Consider the following 15,032-nt stretch of genomic DNA (forward strand, 5'->3'; position numbering starts at 1 on the left):
CGCACGTCATGGGTACCCCCGCAGCGGCCCGGCCCGGTCCGGCCCACGAGGAACCGGCACCGGCACCGGCACCGGCACCGGCACCGGCACCGGAAGCCCGGCCCGCCCGGCTGGAACGGGAGCTGACCGAGGCCGTGCTCGCCGGCGCCAGCCGCGCCGACGTGCTCGGCGCGCTGCTGCGGGCCACCGGCCGGCACGTCCGGCTGCTGTCCGCCGACGGCGTCCCGCTGGCCACCACCGACGGTGGCGCGGGACTGCCCGCCGAGGCAGCGCTCGGCGTCCTCGCCCAGGACGCCGCCGCGGCCCCGCGCGCCGACACCACCGGACCGACGCTCAGGACCCTGGACGGGGCGCCCGCCACGGCCCTGCCCGTCCGGGCCGGGACCACCGTCGCCGGTGTCCTGCTGACCGTCGGCCCCGGCGACCCGCGTGTCCGGGACCTGGCCCGCGCCGCCGTCACCGCGCTGCTGATCGACGCGGTGCGCGGCGGGGACGACCCGCCCGAGGCCGCCGCCCGGCACACCCCCGCCGATGTCGTCGCCGCGCTGCGCTCCGGCACCGCGGGCGGCTCGGTGCGCGCGGAGGCCGAACGCCTCGGCATCGATCTGCGCCGCCCGCCCGCCGGTGCCGTGCTCCACTACAGCGGCACCCGGCTGCGCGCCTGGTCCACCGCGCTGGCCTGGCTGGAGCATCCCGCCCAGCAGGAGGGGCGCACGGCCTGGACGGTGGTCGCCGACGACACCGCGCTGGTGCGGCTGCGCAGCCGGCTGCGCCTGATGACCGGGGACGAGTCCGCCGCTCATGTCGTCGCGGCCGGGGGCTCACGCCCCGACTCCGCCGATGGACTGCCCGGGTCGTTCACCGAGGCGGAACGGCTGCTGGGACTGGCCCGCGCCCGCCGCGAACCGCTGCTCACCTTCGACGGCTGCGGAGTCGTCCAGGTCCTGCTGCCGCTGTCCCGCGCCCGGCTGGAGGCCTACGCCGAAGCCCATCTCGGACCGGTGCGCGAGCGTCCGGAACTGATGGCGACCCTGCGGGCCTGGCTCGCCGAACGGGGCAGCAGACAGAGCGTCTCCGAACAGCTGCATCTGCACCGCAACTCGGTCGGGTACCGGGTGCGCCAGATCAAGACCCTGCTCGGCACCGACCCGCTGCTGCCCGCCGCCTCGGCCGAACTCCATCTCGCGCTCACCGCGCTGGACCTGCTCGCCGCGGACACCGCGCGCACGCCCCCACGCCCGCCCGGCGACGACGACCCCCTCCCGTCCCGACACTGACCGGCCTCCGGTGACCCGCTTCCGGCCCTGCGCCGACCCGCCTGCGGTGACCTGTTTCCGGCTCCGCGTCGAACGGCCTTCGGTGACTGGCTGCTGGCTCCCTGCTGGGCGGTGTGCGGTGACCGGCCTCTGGTTCTGCGCTGAGCGGCCTTCGGCGGCCGGGTCCCGGTCCGGTGGTGGGTGGCTTTCGGCGGCCAGTCCCCGGTTCGGTGCTGGGCGGGTTTCGGCGGTCGGCTTCCGGTCCGGTGGTGGGCGGCTCCCGGCGGCCGACCTCCGGCTCCGCGCCGAACGGCTCCCGGTGGGCCTGCTCGCCGCCCGTGCCGAATCGCTTCCGGCAGGCCCGCTCCCCGCCCCCGCCGAACCGCCCACCGAACCGCCCCGCCGACCCACCCCCGGCGACCCGATCGCCCCCCCCACCGACCCGCCGCTCCCGGCGGCCCTGCGCGCCCGTGCGGGCGCGCCGCCGTCCGCCGCCACCGGGTGGCCCCGCGCGGCGCCCGCACAGGCCCGTCACAGGCCCCTGAGGGCCCGTACGGGCCAGGTCCCCGGTCGCCCCGGCACCGGCACTGACAGGCGAAACCACGGTGAAACCAAGATGTAGCGCAGGGGCGTTGACACCACCGTTCGGCGGGGGCAGAGTACCTCGCAATACGTTCCACCGCCTCGCAATGCGAGATGAGATCGGTGAGGAGGCTACGGGTGCGAGCCATGGTGCAGACCGATTTCGGGGGGCCCGCCGCCGTGATCCCACAAGACGTCCCGATGCCCGAATGCGGGCCGCGAGACGTCCTGGTCGAGGTCGCGCACTGCGGACTGAACCGCCTCGACCTGCTACAGCTCAAGGGACCGGGACTGATACCCGGCTTCCGGCTGCCGCACATCCCCGGCATGGACTTCGCCGGGACGGTGGTGGCGACCGGGACCGCCGTCGGCTCCGTCGTCCCCGGCGACCGGGTCATCGCCGACCCGACCCAGGGCTGCGGCGGCTGTCCGCGCTGCGCGGTCGGCGACCGCGCGTACTGCGTGCGGCCCCGCGTCCTGGGCGGCAACGCCCCCGGCGCGCTGGCCGAGTACGTACTGGCGTCCGCCGAGTCCGTGGTGCAGGTCCCGGCGTCGCTGCCGCTCGACGCGGCCGTCACCCTGCCCACCGCCTTCTCGGCGGCCTGGCACGCGGTGCACTCCGTCGGCACCATCGCCGCCGGTGAGACCCTCGTCGTGCACGCCGGGGCGAGCGCGGTGAGCCTCGCGGCCATCGCCCTCGCCAAGCGGGCCGGGGCCTCCGTCGTCGCCTTCGCGGGCAGCGAGCCCAAACGGGAGGCGGCCCGCGCCGCCGGAGCGGACCTGGTGCTGCCCAACGGCGAGCCCGACGCCGCCAAGACGGTGGCCCTGTTCACCGACGGCGCCGGTGCCGATCTGGTCCTGGACCACGTGGGCACCGACACCTGGCGCACCTCGCTGGACTGTCTCGGCATCCGCGGCCGGCTCGTGCTGACCGGCAACACCAGCGGCGACCAGGTGTCGTTCTCGCTCCAGGAGGTCTTCCACCGCGGTCTGCGCCTGCTCGGCACCGGCGGCTACAGCTCGGCCGACTTCGTCGCCGCCATGTCCGCCTGCTTCGCCGACGGCCTGCGCCTGCCCACCGCGGCCCGCTTCCCGCTCGGCGACCTCACGGGCGCCTGGGACGTGCTGGCCGCCCGCGACACCATAGGCAAGGTCGTGATCCAGCCATGAACGAGCTGCTGATCGTCGGGGGCGACCTCGTCACCATGGACGCCGGGCGCCGGGTCCTGACCGGCACCGCCCTCGCCGTCTCCGGGGACCGGATCGCTGCCCTCGGCACCGCGGACGACCTGCGCGCCCGCTACCCCGGCGCCCGCGAACTCGACGCCACCGGCTGCGTCGTCGTCCCCGGTCTGATCGACGCCCACCAGCACACCACCGTCGACCCGCTGGTACGCGGCATGATCCCGGACGACATCAGCGCCCAGGAGTCCATCTTCGACTGGATCGTGCCGCTGCACGAGCACGCCGACGGCGACGACGACGAACTCGCCGCGACCCTCACCGCCGTGGAGTGCCTCACCCGGGGCATCACCACGGTCCTGGAACCCGGCACCGTCGCCTACCCGGAACGGGTCGTCGCCGGGATGACCGCCGCGGGCGTCCGGGGCCGGGTCGGCGGCTGGGGCTGGGACGCCAAGGACGTACCGTTCGGCGCGCCCGCCGCGGAGATGCTCGCCCGCCAGGCCGACATCGTCCGCTCACTGCCCACCACCGGACCCGTCACCGGCTGGGTGACCCTCGTCGGCCACGACCTGGTGAGCGACGAACTCCTCACCGGCGCCGCGGAGCTGGCCGAACGCCTCGACGTCCCCGTGACCTGGCACATCTCGCCCGGCCCCGCCGACGTCGAGGCATACGCCGCGCGCTGCGGACGCCGCCCGGTGGTCCACTTCCGCGAACTCGGCGTGCTCGGCCCCCGGCTGCTCCTCGGCCACGCCGTGTGGCTGGACGACGAGGAGGTCGACGCCGTGCTCGACACCCGTACCGCCGTCGTCTCCTGTCCGGGTGCCTATCTGCGCCTCGGGCAGGGCTACACCCTCGCCTCCCGCCACGCCGAACTGGTGCGGCGCGGCGGCCGGGTCGCCCTGGGCTGCGACGCCCACAACGCGGGCGACGCGCCGGACATCCTGCACGCGGCCTACCTCTTCGCCGCCCTGGAACGCGACCGGGACCGCCCCGACCCCATCCGCGCCGACCAGGCGTTCGCCCTCGCCACCATCGACGGAGCGCACGCCATCGGCCTCGGCGACCGGATCGGCTCCCTGGAGCCGGGCAAGGCCGCCGACCTCGTCGTACTGGACGGCCGCGACCCGGCCTGGACACCCCGCGGCGACCTCGCCCGCCAGCTCGTCTGGGGCCAGGTCTCGCGCACCGTACGGGACGTCCTGGTCGACGGCCGGATCGTGCTGCGCGACCGGCGGCCGACCGGCGTCGACCCCGAGGCCCTCGCCGCAGCCGCCGCCGAACGCTCCGCCGCCCTGCTGCGGCGGGCCGGCATCACCCCTCGCCCGAGCTGGCCCGAGCAGCCGGCGGCCACCCGGTAAAGGAGGCCCCTGCGGCGCCCGCCCGACTACCCGCGCAGGCGCAAAAGGCCCTCTACCGCGCGGGGCCCGTCCCCGGTACACACACGACCGGACCGCCCCACGCCCCCGCAGCACCGCACACCGCGTCATCGAGCCCGCCCGTCCGTACCGCTCCCCACGCGCCTTTGGCCGTCCGCCCCGCCGACCGGCCGTCATCTCCGCCGTCACCCACCGCATCCCACGGGGAGCGGTGACCTCAGCGAAATGGACCACGCACATGACTGCCAAGAGCACCCTCCGGTCGTCCAGGACCGCAGTGGGCCTCGCCCTCGCCGGAGCCCTCGCCCTGTCCGGCTGCGCCAGCAACGACGCCACCGCGCCCAAGGACACCCCCGCGGCCAGCGCCGGCGACGGCGGCTCCGGAGCGCAGCAGCCCGATGTCAACGGCGACGGCAAGGTCGTCATCGGGGTGCTCAGCCCCGGCGACATCAACGACAAGGGCTACTACCAGAGCTTCGTGGACTCCGCGGACGCCTTCGCCAAGGAGAAGGGCTGGACCGTCATCAAGCGCGGCAGCGTGCCCGTCGGTGACGCCCTCGCCGCGGCCCGCGCCCTGTGTCAGCAGCAGGTCGACCTGGTCGCGCTCGGCGCCAGCGAACTGAAGACGGCCATCCCCGCCTCCGAGGAGGCGGTCTGCGCCAAGACCGCCTGGTACGTGCCGACCTCCGCCAATGTCGACCAGACGCCCAAGGTCCTGCTGTCCGCCGACGACCCCAACCAGTCCATGCTGGTCGCCGGGTACGCCGCCGGACTGAAGATGAAGGCGTCCGGCGACACCCGCGCCGGATTCATCACCGGCGTCAAGGCCGACTTCAGCGTCGCCGCCGCCACCGCCTTCCTCGCCGGTATCCGCGAGGTCATCCCGAAGGCCGAGCTGACCAGCACCTACACCGGTGACTTCAATGACTCGGCGAAGGCCAAGGAAGCCACCCAGGCCCAGATCAGCCAGGGCATCAAGGTCATCTACCCCTACCTCGGCGGCGCCACCGACACCTCGGCGCGGCTCGCCAACGAGAACGACGTGCTGACCCTCACCCCGGGCACCGACCGCTGTGCCTCCACCAGCCCCACCTACGACATATCCGTCGTCTTCAGCCCCGGTGACTACTTCCGCGCCGGACTGGAGGAGTTCGCCAAGAACAACCTGAAGATGGGCACCACCCGCACCTGGCAGCTGGGCGTCGACCCGTTCCCCACGGTCAAGATCTGCAAGCCCGCCGGTGACGAGGAGCAGCAGCTCGCGGACTTCATGGCGAAGATCGGCAGCAAGGAGATCGACCCGAAGGCCGAGGTCGAGCGCCTCGGCTGACCCGCCCACCCCGACGAGGAAGACCAGCGATGACATCGACAGCAGCAGCGGTTCCCCTGCTGGAACTGCGCGGCATCACGAAGTCCTACGGAGCCGTCACCGCCTGCGCCGCCGTGGACCTCAGCGTCGACGCCGGCGAGATCCACGGTCTCCTGGGCGAGAACGGGGCGGGCAAGTCCAGCCTCATGAAGGTCCTGCTCGGACTGGTCCGGCGGGACGGCGGCACCATCCTGGTGCGCGGCACCCCGGTCGCCCTGGACAGCCCGCAGGAGGCCGCCGAACTCGGTATCGGCATGGTGCACCAGCACTTCAGCCTCATCAACGGGCTGACCGTGTGGGAGAACGTGGCGCTCGGCGACACCGGGCGGGTCGACAAGCAGGCCCTGCACCGGGACATCGCCGACGTCTGCGCCCGCTACGGACTGCCCATCGACCCCGACGCCCGGGTCGACTCCCTCTCGGCGGGGGAGCGGCAGCGGGTCGAGGTGGTCAAGTGCCTGCGCCGCAACCCGCAGATCCTGATCCTGGACGAGCCGACGTCGGTGCTCACCCAGGCCGAGTCGCAGGAGCTGTTCGCCATGCTCGGCCGGGTGGTCCGGGAGGAGGGCCGCGCGGTCATCCTCATCAGCCACAAGCTGGCCGAGATCGCCCAGGCCACCCACAAGGTGACTGTGCTGCGCAGGGGCAAGGTCGCCTTCCGGGCGGTCACCGCCGACACCACTCCGCAGCTCCTCGCCCGGCAGATGGTGGGCCGTGAGGTCTCCCTGGGCGAGGAGGCCGCCGCCCTCGGCCTGGTCCCGCAGCAGCACACCGGCACCGAGGACGACCAGGACACCGGTGACACCGAGGGCGCCGTGGCCCGCCGTCCCGCCCTGCGGCTGGACGGACTCAGCGTCGAACAGGACGGCGTCCAGGTCCTCGACGGTGTCGACCTGACCGTCGGCGCGGGCGAGATCGTCGCCCTGTACGGCGTCGAGGGCAACGGACAGGCCATGCTCGGCGATGTGCTGTCCGGGCTGGTCGCGCCCACCGCCGGGACCGTCGAGATCGACGGCACCGCGGTGGACCCGGCCCGGCCCGGCGCCCTGTCCGGGGCGGGACTCGGCATCGTCCCCGAGGACCGCCACCAGAGCGGGGTCGTACTGGACATGAGCGTCGCCGAGAACCTCACCATGAAGTCCCTCGGCAAGGTCAGCGGACGGTTCCTGCTGCGGCGGCGGGCCATGCTCGCCGAGGCGCGCAGGCTCGCCGACGAGTTCAACATCATCACCCCGTCGCTGGACGCGCCCGTGCGCTCCCTGTCCGGCGGCAACCAGCAGCGGGTCGTCCTCGCCCGCGAACTCTCCGGCGACACCCGGGTCCTGGTGGCCGCGCAGCCCACCCACGGCTTGGACGTCGGCGCCATCGAGGACATGTACGCCCGCCTGCGCAAGGCGTCGGCCGAAGGCGTCGGAGTGCTGCTCATCTCCACCGAATTCGAGGAAGTCATGGCCCTAGCAACCCGGATCGCGGTGATCTCCGCCGGGCGGATCACCGGAGCGCTGCCCGTCGCCGAGGCGACCGCCGAACGGCTCGGTATGCTGGTCGGCGGTGAGGCCGCATGAGGTCCGCGGCCCCGGCGGGCGCCGACGACCTCGCCCGCCGCTTCCTCGCCCGGCTGCGCCCCGGCCGCGACGGCTGGACCACCGCCGGGCTCACCCTGGTGCTGGTCGCCGTCGCCCTCGGCGCGTCCGCGCTGCTGCTCACCCTGACCGGTGCCTCGCCGGGCGACTCGGCCAAGGCGATCTGGACCGGCAGCCTCGCCAACACCGGCGGCTGGACGACGACGCTGCTCAACGCGGCGCCGCTGCTGCTGGTCGCGCTGGGCGCCTGTATCTGCGCGACCGCGGGCACCTTCAACATCGGGCAGGAGGGCCAGGTGCTGATGGGCGGTCTGCTCGGCGCCTGGGTCGGGCTGCGGCTCGCCCTGCCGGGCCCGTCGCTGGTCTTCGTGGTGATGCTGGCCGCCGCCGTCGGCGGGGGACTGTGGGCCGCGCTCAGCGCGCTCATGTACCGGTACCGGGGCGTCAATGTCGTCGTCAGCACGCTGCTGATGTCGTTCCTCGCGATGCAGCTCGTCACCTTCATGGTGAGCAGCCCGTGGGGGCTCCAGGAGAGCGCCCAGGGCGAGTCCGGCATCGCCGACGCCCAGTCCAACCCGCTGCCCGCCAACGCGCTGCTGGCGCACTTCGGGGAGTACCCGTCGCTCCAGCTGAACGCGGGGCTGTTCATCGCGCTGGCCGCGGCTGCCGCCGTGGTGGTGGCCCTCAGCCGCAGCCGGTGGGGCTTCACGGTGCGCATGGTCGGACTCAACCCGCTCACCGCCCAGCACGCCGGGGTCCGGGTCGGCCTGCTCGGCGGGCTCACCCTGGCCCTGTCCGGCGCCTTCGCCGGGCTCGCCGGGGGACTGCTGCTGGCCAGCCCGGTCAGCACCAACCGGCTCCAGTCCGGGCTCTCCGACAATGTCGGCTGGGACGGACTGCTGGTCGCGCTGGTCGCCCGCAACCGTCCGCTGGTCGCCATCCCGGTGGCGTTCGTGTTCGGCATGCTCCGCGCGGGCGGCGACTTCCTGTCGGCCACCGGAGTGCCGTCGTACCTGGTGGACATCGTCAAGGCGCTGCTGGTGCTGGCGTTCGTGGTGCCGCCCGTCCTCATCGATCTCTTCCGCGGGCGCCGCGGCGCCCAGCCCCAGGCGCCGGCCGCCGTGCCCGTCGTCCCGACCAAGATGGAGGCGGCGGTATGAGCGTGCTCGACAGCACCGAGACCATCCTCGCCAGTGGTGTCCGGCTGACCGTGCCCCTGGCGTTCGCCGCCTGCGGCGAGTACCTGGCCGAGCGCGCCGGTGCCATGAACATCTCCGTCGAGGCGATGATGCTCGGCGCCGCGTTCACCTCGGTGGCCACCGCCAGCGCGACCGGCAGCGCCAGCTTCGGCCTGCTGGCCGGTCTGGCGACGGGGCTCTTCCTGGGCTTCGTGCACGGCAACCTCTCCCACCGGGCGTACATCAACACCTTCGTCGTCGGTCTGGCGCTCAACGCGCTGGTGCTCGGCCTGACCAGCTATCTGATCACCACCCAGCAGTTCGACTCGCACCAGGTGAGCGTGCTGTCCATCCCGCTGCTGCGGGACATCCCGCTGATCGGCGAACCACTGTTCTCCGGGCGCTGGCCGGTCTATCTGCTGATCCTGCTGGTGCCACTGACCTGGTGGCTGGTGGAACGCAGCCGCTGGGGTCTGGAACTGCGGGCGGTCGGTGAGAACCCGCAGGCCGCCGACGTCACCGGGATCAAGGTGAACAAGCGGCGCCGCCAGGCCCTGCTGTGGTGCGGTGCGCTCGCCGGACTGGGCGGCGCCTATCTCGCGGTCGGCGAGGTCGGCTCGTTCAACCAGAACATGACCGCCGGACGCGGCTACATCGTCATCGCCGCGGTCATCTTCGGCGCCTGGCGCCTGGGCCGGACCCTGCTCGGCTGTCTGGTGTTCGGCCTGTCCGACGCGATGCGCCTCGCGCTGCCCGCGCTGGGGGTCACCCTCAACGCCCAGTTGCTGGTCGCGGCCCCGTATCTGCTGGCGCTGCTCGCGATGGTGCTGTTCACCGCGAAACAGCGAGAACCCGCGGCCCTGGGACGCCCCTTCGAACGGGGCTCGACCTGACGCCCGGCGCCGGCCGGGACGCGAAGGGCGGGTGCGCCACACACCCGCCCTTCCGCCCTGCCCGGTCCTCAGCGGCGGCGCAGCGCCGGGTCCTCCAGCGCGGGCGGCACATACCCGACGTCCCGCGGGTTGAGCACACTGCCCGGTGCCACCAGCGCGTCGATCCGGTCCAGCGCGTCCGCCGACAGCGGCCGGTCCACGGCACTGAGCTGCGACACCAGCTGGTCATGGGTGCGCGGGCCCATCAGCGCCGAGGTGACTCCCGGATGGGCCAGCACGAACCGCAGCGCCAGCTCCACCAGCGTGCAGCCCTCGTCGGCGGCGAGCCGTACCAGCTCCTCCACCACGGCCAGCTTGCGCTCGCGCACCCGCTGGTCGGCGTAGTCGAAGTGGTCGCCGTTGGTCAGCGCCCGCGAGTCGCCCGCCGGTTCGGCCCCCGCCCGGTACTTGCCGGTCAGCCAGCCGCCATTCAGCGGGCTCCACACCATGACGCCCATCCGGTGGCGCCGCGCGGTGGGCAGCGCGGCGGCCTCCGCGTGCCGGGCCAGCACCGAGTACGACAGCTGCTCCACCGTGAACCGCTCACGGCCCAGGCGCCGGGCCGCCCACTGCGCCTCCACGATGTCCTCCGCCGGGAAGCTGGAGGTGCCGATCGCGCGGACCTTGCCCGCCCGCACCAGGTCGCTGAGCGCGCCGAGCGTCTCCTCGATGTCGGTACGCGGATCGGGCCGGTGCACCAGATACACGTCGAGGTGGTCCGTGCCCAGCCGGCGCAGGCTGTCCTCCACCGCGCGCGCGATCCACAGCCGGGAGTTCCCGCGCCGGTTGCGGTCCAGCGGACGCCCCGGCATCTCGTTCTGGAACTTGGAGACGAGGACGACATCGTCCCTGCGGCCCTTCAGCGCCCGCCCCAGGATCTCCTCGGACTCGCCGAAGGCGTACACATCGGCGGTGTCGACGAAGTTCACCCCGGCGTCCAGCGCCGTGGCCACCATGCGGTGGCACTCCGCCTCGTCGGTGTTGCCCCAGGCGCCGAACATCATCGACCCGAGGCACAACTCGCTCACCTCGATGCCCGTCCCGCCCAGTATCCGGTAGTGCATGTTCGCCCTCGCCTCTCGTGCGACGCCGGTCGTCACTGTCCCGGGCAGAGTCCCACGGGGACCGTGCGCGAACCGATGTCGCGGGGGGTCAGCGTTGTCCGCTCACGTGTTGTGTCCGCAGCACATCGACCTGCGGCGAGGACCCGCCTAGGCTCGGCGGGGAAAGCCGCACCACTCATGATGGAGGTACCGTGACCACCGGTCTCACCACGGCCCGCTGGACGCATGTCGCGCTGCCCACCGGCGATCTCGACAAGTCGATCGCGTTCTACACCTCACTGACTCCGCTGGTCGTGGTCGAGCGGTTCCAGGACGCGGACGGCGAGAGCGTCTGGCTCTCCAACGACAAGCAGGCCGAGACACCGTTCGTGCTCGTCCTGGTGTCGTTCAACAAGGACAAGGGCAACCCGCTGGGGCTGCTCCACCCGTTCGCGCACCTCGGCATCGAGGTGCCGACCCGCGAGGACGTGGACGCGCTCGCCGACCGGGCCCGTGAACTGGGCTGTCTGCACTGGGAGCCGCGCCAGATGCCCGACCCCGTCGGCTACATCTGCGCCCTGAAGGACCCCGACGGCAATGTCGTGGAGATCTCCCACGACCAGCGGGTCTTCGACACCGTCCGGGAGAAGTGGGGCTCGTCCTGAGAGACACCCGCGCCACCGTCGAGACCTATCTCGCGGCGCTGAACGCCCATGACGCGGACGCCGTGGCGGCCTGTGTCGCCGACGACTTCGTCAACGAGCACACCTCGGCCATGGGCCGGGACCGGCATGGCCGCGCGGAGTACCGGGCGGCGCTCACCGGCTTCCTGGCGGACTTCCGGGACCTCACGTACGTCCCGGAACAGATCCTGGTCGACGGCGGATCGGCGGCCGTGCCGTACGTCATGACGTTCCGGATGCGCTCGGCGGGCGACCGTCCGGTGCGGGTCCGGGGCGTGTTCGTGTTCACCGTCGCGGACGGTCTGCTCACCCGCCGCACCGACTACTGGGACAGCGGCGAGGTCCGTCGCCAGCTGGAGTGAGCCGCCGCCCGCGGGCACGGCCCCGAGACCCACCCTCGACCGTGCCCCGGGCGGCTTCCGACCGGCCCCAACTCACCTTCACCGACACCCCGTTCGCCCTCCGTGCGGACGGGGTGTCGGTGTGTCTCCAGTCCCTGTTGCGTATCGCTTGACATGATGGCGTCTCGCAATAAAAGATGCACAACATGCGAGTAGTGACGACTCAGACCGGCCTGGGCCGGATCGAGGACGGGGCTGTCGCCCTGCTGGACACCGCATTTCCCGACCTCGGCGCGGTCCTCGAACAGGAGGGCTCGCTGGACTGTCTGGCCTCCCGGCCGGTACTCCGCCGCATCCCGCTCGACGAGGCGGTGCTGCGGGCGCCGCTGGGCCGGCCCCGCGCCGTGTGGGGCGTCGGCCTCAACTATGTGTCCAAGGCGACCCTGACCGGCCGGGGACTGCCGAAGGACCCGATCCTCTATCTGGCCGCCTCCTCCGCCGTGCCCGCTCCGGGCGCCCGGGTGGCCATCCCCGACACCGTGACCGAACCCGACTACGAGGGCGAGATCGCGGTCGTGATCGGCGGACGGCTGCACCGGGCCGCCGAGTCGGAGGTCTGGCCCGCGGTGGCCGGGATCACCGCGGCCAACGACATGACCGCCCGTGATGTCATGCGCAGCACAGGCATCCCGGCGCTCGCCAAGAGCTACCCCGGCTTCACCCCGCTCGGCCCGTCGCTGTGCACCCCGGACGAACTGCCCGACCGGGCCGCGATCCCGGTCCGCACCCGGGTCAACGGCGAACTCCGGCAGGACGACACCAGCGCCGGAATGATCTTCCCGCTCACCGAACTCATCAGCAGGCTGTCCTGGTTCACCGCGCTCGAACCCGGCGACGTCGTCCTCACCGGAACCCCGGCCGGCACCGGCCAGGACCGCGCGTGCTTCCTCGCCGACGGCGACGAGATCCACGTCGAGGTGGCCGGCGTCCTGCCCCTGATCACCCGTGTCGCCCGAGCCGCGGGCAGCGCACCGCGCGACCACCGGCTGACCGAACCCGTCAGCTGACCGTCCTCACCCTGGAGCCCACCTCGATGTCTACCTCCCCCGAGCCGTCCTACGACCTCGTCCTGGCCGGCGGCACCGTCATCGACCCCGCCTCGGGCACGAACGCCCGGCTCGACGTCGCCGTCACCGGCGACCGGATAGCCGCGATCGGCGAGGGCCTCGCGGCCCGCGCCACCCGTACCGTCGACGTCACCGGCTCCACCGTGCTGCCCGGCCTGGTCGAGGGGCACACCCATATCTTCCAGTACGTCTCCGCCGTCGGCGCCCCCGCCGAGGAGGCCCATCTGCGGCGCGGGGTGGTCGCGGCGGCCGACGCCGGGACCGCCGGTGCCTCCACGTTCGCGGCGTTCCGCAAACTGGTCGTGGAGGCCAACCCGCTGCGGATCGTGAACTTCCTGAACGTCTCGGTGCTCGGCCTCATCGACTTCCGCTTCGGTGAGCTGCTCAACCCCGACACCCTGGTCGTCGAGGACGCCCTCGCCACCGCCGAGGCCCACCCCGACGTGGTGCGCGGCTTCAAGATCCGGCTGTCCGAGGACGTCGTCGGCGAGCACTGGGAGGCGCTGCTGAAGAAGTCCGTCGACCTCGCCGCGCAGGCCGGGCTGCCGCTGATGGTGCACATCGGCGAGACCGAGGAGCCGCTGCCCGTCGTCCTGGACCATCTGCGCCCCGGCGACATCGTGGCGCACTGCTACACCGGCAAGCCGCACGGCATCCTCGACGGCGAGCGGGTCCAGCCCGCCGTGAACGCCGCCCGGGAGCGGGGCGTCCTCTTCGACTCCGCGCACGGCAAGAGCAACCTCAGCTTCGAGGTCGCCCGCCGCGCCATCGCCGACGGCTTCCTGCCCGACGTCCTCAGCTCCGACACCAGCGCCCGCAACTGGCGCGGCCCCGTCTTCGACCTGCTCACCAGCATCTCCAAGCTGGTCGCGCTGGGCGCCCCGCTGGAGGAGTGCGTACGCCGCGCCACCGTCGCCCCGGCCCAGCTCCTCGGCCTCGACACCGAGGGCTATGGACGGCTGGAGGTGGGCGGCCGGGCGGACGTCACCGTCGTCACCGAGACCGAGGAAGTGGTCCTGCCCGACGCGTCCGGCAACTCCCTGGTCGCCCCGCGTCTGGAGCCGACCGTCGTGCTGCACGGCGGCACCGAGATCGACATCGTGCCGTGGCGCGGCCTGAAGACGGCGTGACCGTCCCGGACACGGGGACGGCCGGCGCCGGGGCCGTCCACCCGCTGCGGCGCCGCCTGCGGGCCGCCCTGACCGGCCCCGGGCCCGCCGTCGGGACGTTCGTGAAGCTCGCGACGCCCGATGTGGTGGAGCTGGCCGCCGCCGCCGGGTTCGCGTTCGTGGTCGTCGACCTCGAACACTCCACACTCACCGAGCGGGACGCCGTCGCCCTGGTGCGGCACGCCGCGCTGTGCGGGCTGCCCGCGCTGGTGCGGGTGCCCGAGGTGGACGCCCCCGCCGTCAACCGGCTGCTGGAGGCCGGGGCGGCGGGCGTCCAGCTCTCCATGCTCACCCGGGCCGCCCAGAGCGAGGCCCTGGTGGCGGCCACCCGGTTCGCGCCGGAGGGCCGCCGCTCGGTGAGCCTCGCCAACCGGGCCGCCGGGTTCGGCGCCGTCCCGCTCGCCGCGTTCCTGGACGCCGAGCGGGCCGACCCGCCCCTCCTGGTCGGCCAGATCGAGACCGCCCGCACCGAGCCCCTGGAACGGCTGCTCGCCCCGCTCGACGTGGCCTTCGTCGGCAGCACCGACCTCGCCGTCGACCTGGGCCTGCCCACCGACCCCGCGGTGCTGCGAGACGCCGTGGACGGGGTACGGGACGCCGCCCGCCAGGCGGGCGTGGCCTTCGGCGGCTGGGCGCCGCTGCGGGGCGCGGCGGCCGGACTGGGCCTCGGCACCGCCGACTACCTGGTCGTCGGCTCGGACCTTCAGCTACTCGCGGCCGGACTGCGCACGGCCGCCGGAGAGGAGACCCCATGAGCAGCCGCAACGCGGCCCTGTTCCACACCGTCGTCAACTGGGACGAGCTGCCGGTGACCCAGGTCCGCCCCGGAGTCCGCCGCCGGGTCTACGCGACCGACGAGGTGATGATCTGCCACCACGAGCTGGAGGTGGGCATGACCCTCAACCCGCATCACCACGACGACTTCGACCAGCTGGTGCACATCGCCGAGGGGCGCGCCAACTACTACGTCGACGGGGTGGCCCACGACATGCGCGCGGGTTCGTTCCTGCTGGTGCCGCGCGGCAGCGAGCACTATGTCGAGCCGACCGAGGCGCCCTGCGTCAACATCGACTTCTTCGTCCCGCCGCGCGCCGATCTGCTGCCCTGACCGGCACTTGACGACAGTGGGAGGGCCCGACCGCGGGGGGGGGGGGGGCCGCCCCCCCGCACACACCGGAGGCACCCCCCCCCGGGGGGGAGAGCCC

At 73.3% G+C, this 15,032-nt stretch carries 14 protein-coding genes; 13 read left to right on the forward strand and 1 reads right to left on the reverse strand.

Going from position 1 to position 15,032, the window contains the following annotated elements; all coding sequences use genetic code 11:
• The first annotated feature begins 8 nt into the window (after positions 1-8).
• From AB0D49_RS32010 to AB0D49_RS32040, 7 genes are all read left to right on the forward strand, one after another.
• Positions 9-1,277, forward strand: coding sequence for a helix-turn-helix domain-containing protein (locus AB0D49_RS32010; RefSeq protein ID WP_362764260.1), 1,269 nt, complete (start codon positions 9-11; stop codon positions 1,275-1,277).
• 708 nt (positions 1,278-1,985) lie between these two features.
• A complete protein-coding gene (locus AB0D49_RS32015; protein ID WP_362764263.1) occupies positions 1,986-3,008 on the forward strand; it encodes a zinc-binding dehydrogenase in 1,023 nt (340 codons plus the stop codon).
• A complete protein-coding gene (locus AB0D49_RS32020; protein ID WP_362764266.1) occupies positions 3,005-4,384 on the forward strand; it encodes an amidohydrolase family protein in 1,380 nt (459 codons plus the stop codon). The genes AB0D49_RS32015 and AB0D49_RS32020 overlap by 4 nt, the downstream gene beginning before the upstream one ends.
• Before the next feature lie 256 nt (positions 4,385-4,640).
• A complete protein-coding gene (locus tag AB0D49_RS32025; protein WP_362764269.1) occupies positions 4,641-5,732 on the forward strand; it encodes a BMP family ABC transporter substrate-binding protein in 1,092 nt (363 codons plus the stop codon).
• Positions 5,733-5,761: 29 nt separating this feature from the next.
• Positions 5,762-7,336, forward strand: coding sequence for an ABC transporter ATP-binding protein (locus AB0D49_RS32030; RefSeq protein WP_362764272.1), 1,575 nt, complete (start codon positions 5,762-5,764; stop codon positions 7,334-7,336).
• Positions 7,333-8,514: an ABC transporter permease gene (locus AB0D49_RS32035; RefSeq protein WP_362764275.1), complete on the forward strand. Its 1,182-nt coding sequence runs from the start codon at positions 7,333-7,335 to the stop codon at positions 8,512-8,514. The genes AB0D49_RS32030 and AB0D49_RS32035 overlap by 4 nt, the downstream gene beginning before the upstream one ends.
• Positions 8,511-9,425: an ABC transporter permease gene (locus tag AB0D49_RS32040; RefSeq protein ID WP_362764277.1), complete on the forward strand. Its 915-nt coding sequence runs from the start codon at positions 8,511-8,513 to the stop codon at positions 9,423-9,425. The genes AB0D49_RS32035 and AB0D49_RS32040 overlap by 4 nt, the downstream gene beginning before the upstream one ends.
• A 68-nt stretch (positions 9,426-9,493) precedes the next feature.
• Here the strand turns inward: AB0D49_RS32040 and AB0D49_RS32045 are convergent, their stop codons facing one another.
• Positions 9,494-10,528, reverse strand: coding sequence for an aldo/keto reductase (locus tag AB0D49_RS32045; protein WP_362764280.1), 1,035 nt, complete (start codon positions 10,526-10,528; stop codon positions 9,494-9,496).
• Between the two features lie 191 nt (positions 10,529-10,719).
• Here AB0D49_RS32045 and AB0D49_RS32050 point away from each other — a divergent pair, with 191 nt between their 5' ends.
• From AB0D49_RS32050 to AB0D49_RS32075, 6 genes are all read left to right on the forward strand, one after another.
• Positions 10,720-11,172, forward strand: coding sequence for a VOC family protein (locus tag AB0D49_RS32050; RefSeq protein WP_362764283.1), 453 nt, complete (start codon positions 10,720-10,722; stop codon positions 11,170-11,172).
• The gene (locus tag AB0D49_RS32055) at positions 11,157-11,552 is read left to right on the forward strand and encodes a nuclear transport factor 2 family protein (protein ID WP_362764285.1); all 396 of its coding nucleotides are present in this window, start codon (positions 11,157-11,159) and stop codon (positions 11,550-11,552) included. The genes AB0D49_RS32050 and AB0D49_RS32055 overlap by 16 nt, the downstream gene beginning before the upstream one ends.
• A 194-nt stretch (positions 11,553-11,746) precedes the next feature.
• On the forward strand, positions 11,747-12,598 hold the full coding sequence (locus tag AB0D49_RS32060) for a fumarylacetoacetate hydrolase family protein (protein WP_362764288.1): 852 nt from the start codon (positions 11,747-11,749) through the stop codon (positions 12,596-12,598).
• A 26-nt stretch (positions 12,599-12,624) separates the two neighbouring features.
• Positions 12,625-13,788, forward strand: coding sequence for an amidohydrolase family protein (locus tag AB0D49_RS32065; RefSeq protein ID WP_362764291.1), 1,164 nt, complete (start codon positions 12,625-12,627; stop codon positions 13,786-13,788).
• Positions 13,785-14,582 (forward strand): aldolase/citrate lyase family protein, encoded by a 798-nt coding sequence (locus AB0D49_RS32070; RefSeq protein WP_362764294.1) that lies wholly within the window; start codon positions 13,785-13,787, stop codon positions 14,580-14,582. Before AB0D49_RS32065 ends, AB0D49_RS32070 begins: the two co-directional genes overlap by 4 nt.
• Positions 14,579-14,935: a cupin domain-containing protein gene (locus AB0D49_RS32075; RefSeq protein WP_362764297.1), complete on the forward strand. Its 357-nt coding sequence runs from the start codon at positions 14,579-14,581 to the stop codon at positions 14,933-14,935. The genes AB0D49_RS32070 and AB0D49_RS32075 overlap by 4 nt, the downstream gene beginning before the upstream one ends.
• Positions 14,936-15,032 lie beyond the last annotated feature (97 nt).

This window comes from Streptomyces sp. NPDC048290 (assembly GCF_040652095.1).
GTDB lineage: Bacteria > Actinomycetota > Actinomycetes > Streptomycetales > Streptomycetaceae > Streptomyces.

What these genes read in the sequence shown, in the direction of transcription:
- AB0D49_RS32015 (WP_362764263.1), top strand. Translation starts at nt 1,986, where the DNA reads ATGGTGCAGACCGATTTCGGGGGGCCCGCCGCCGTGATCCCACAAGAC.
- AB0D49_RS32075 (WP_362764297.1), top strand. Translation starts at nt 14,579, where the DNA reads ATGAGCAGCCGCAACGCGGCCCTGTTCCACACCGTCGTCAACTGGGAC.
- AB0D49_RS32035 (WP_362764275.1), top strand. Translation starts at nt 7,333, where the DNA reads ATGAGGTCCGCGGCCCCGGCGGGCGCCGACGACCTCGCCCGCCGCTTC.
- AB0D49_RS32025 (WP_362764269.1), top strand. Translation starts at nt 4,641, where the DNA reads ATGACTGCCAAGAGCACCCTCCGGTCGTCCAGGACCGCAGTGGGCCTC.
- AB0D49_RS32065 (WP_362764291.1), top strand. Translation starts at nt 12,625, where the DNA reads ATGTCTACCTCCCCCGAGCCGTCCTACGACCTCGTCCTGGCCGGCGGC.
- AB0D49_RS32020 (WP_362764266.1), top strand. Translation starts at nt 3,005, where the DNA reads ATGAACGAGCTGCTGATCGTCGGGGGCGACCTCGTCACCATGGACGCC.
- AB0D49_RS32040 (WP_362764277.1), top strand. Translation starts at nt 8,511, where the DNA reads ATGAGCGTGCTCGACAGCACCGAGACCATCCTCGCCAGTGGTGTCCGG.
- AB0D49_RS32010 (WP_362764260.1), top strand. Translation starts at nt 9, where the DNA reads ATGGGTACCCCCGCAGCGGCCCGGCCCGGTCCGGCCCACGAGGAACCG.
- AB0D49_RS32045 (WP_362764280.1), bottom strand. Translation starts at nt 10,528, where the DNA reads ATGCACTACCGGATACTGGGCGGGACGGGCATCGAGGTGAGCGAGTTG.
- AB0D49_RS32030 (WP_362764272.1), top strand. Translation starts at nt 5,762, where the DNA reads ATGACATCGACAGCAGCAGCGGTTCCCCTGCTGGAACTGCGCGGCATC.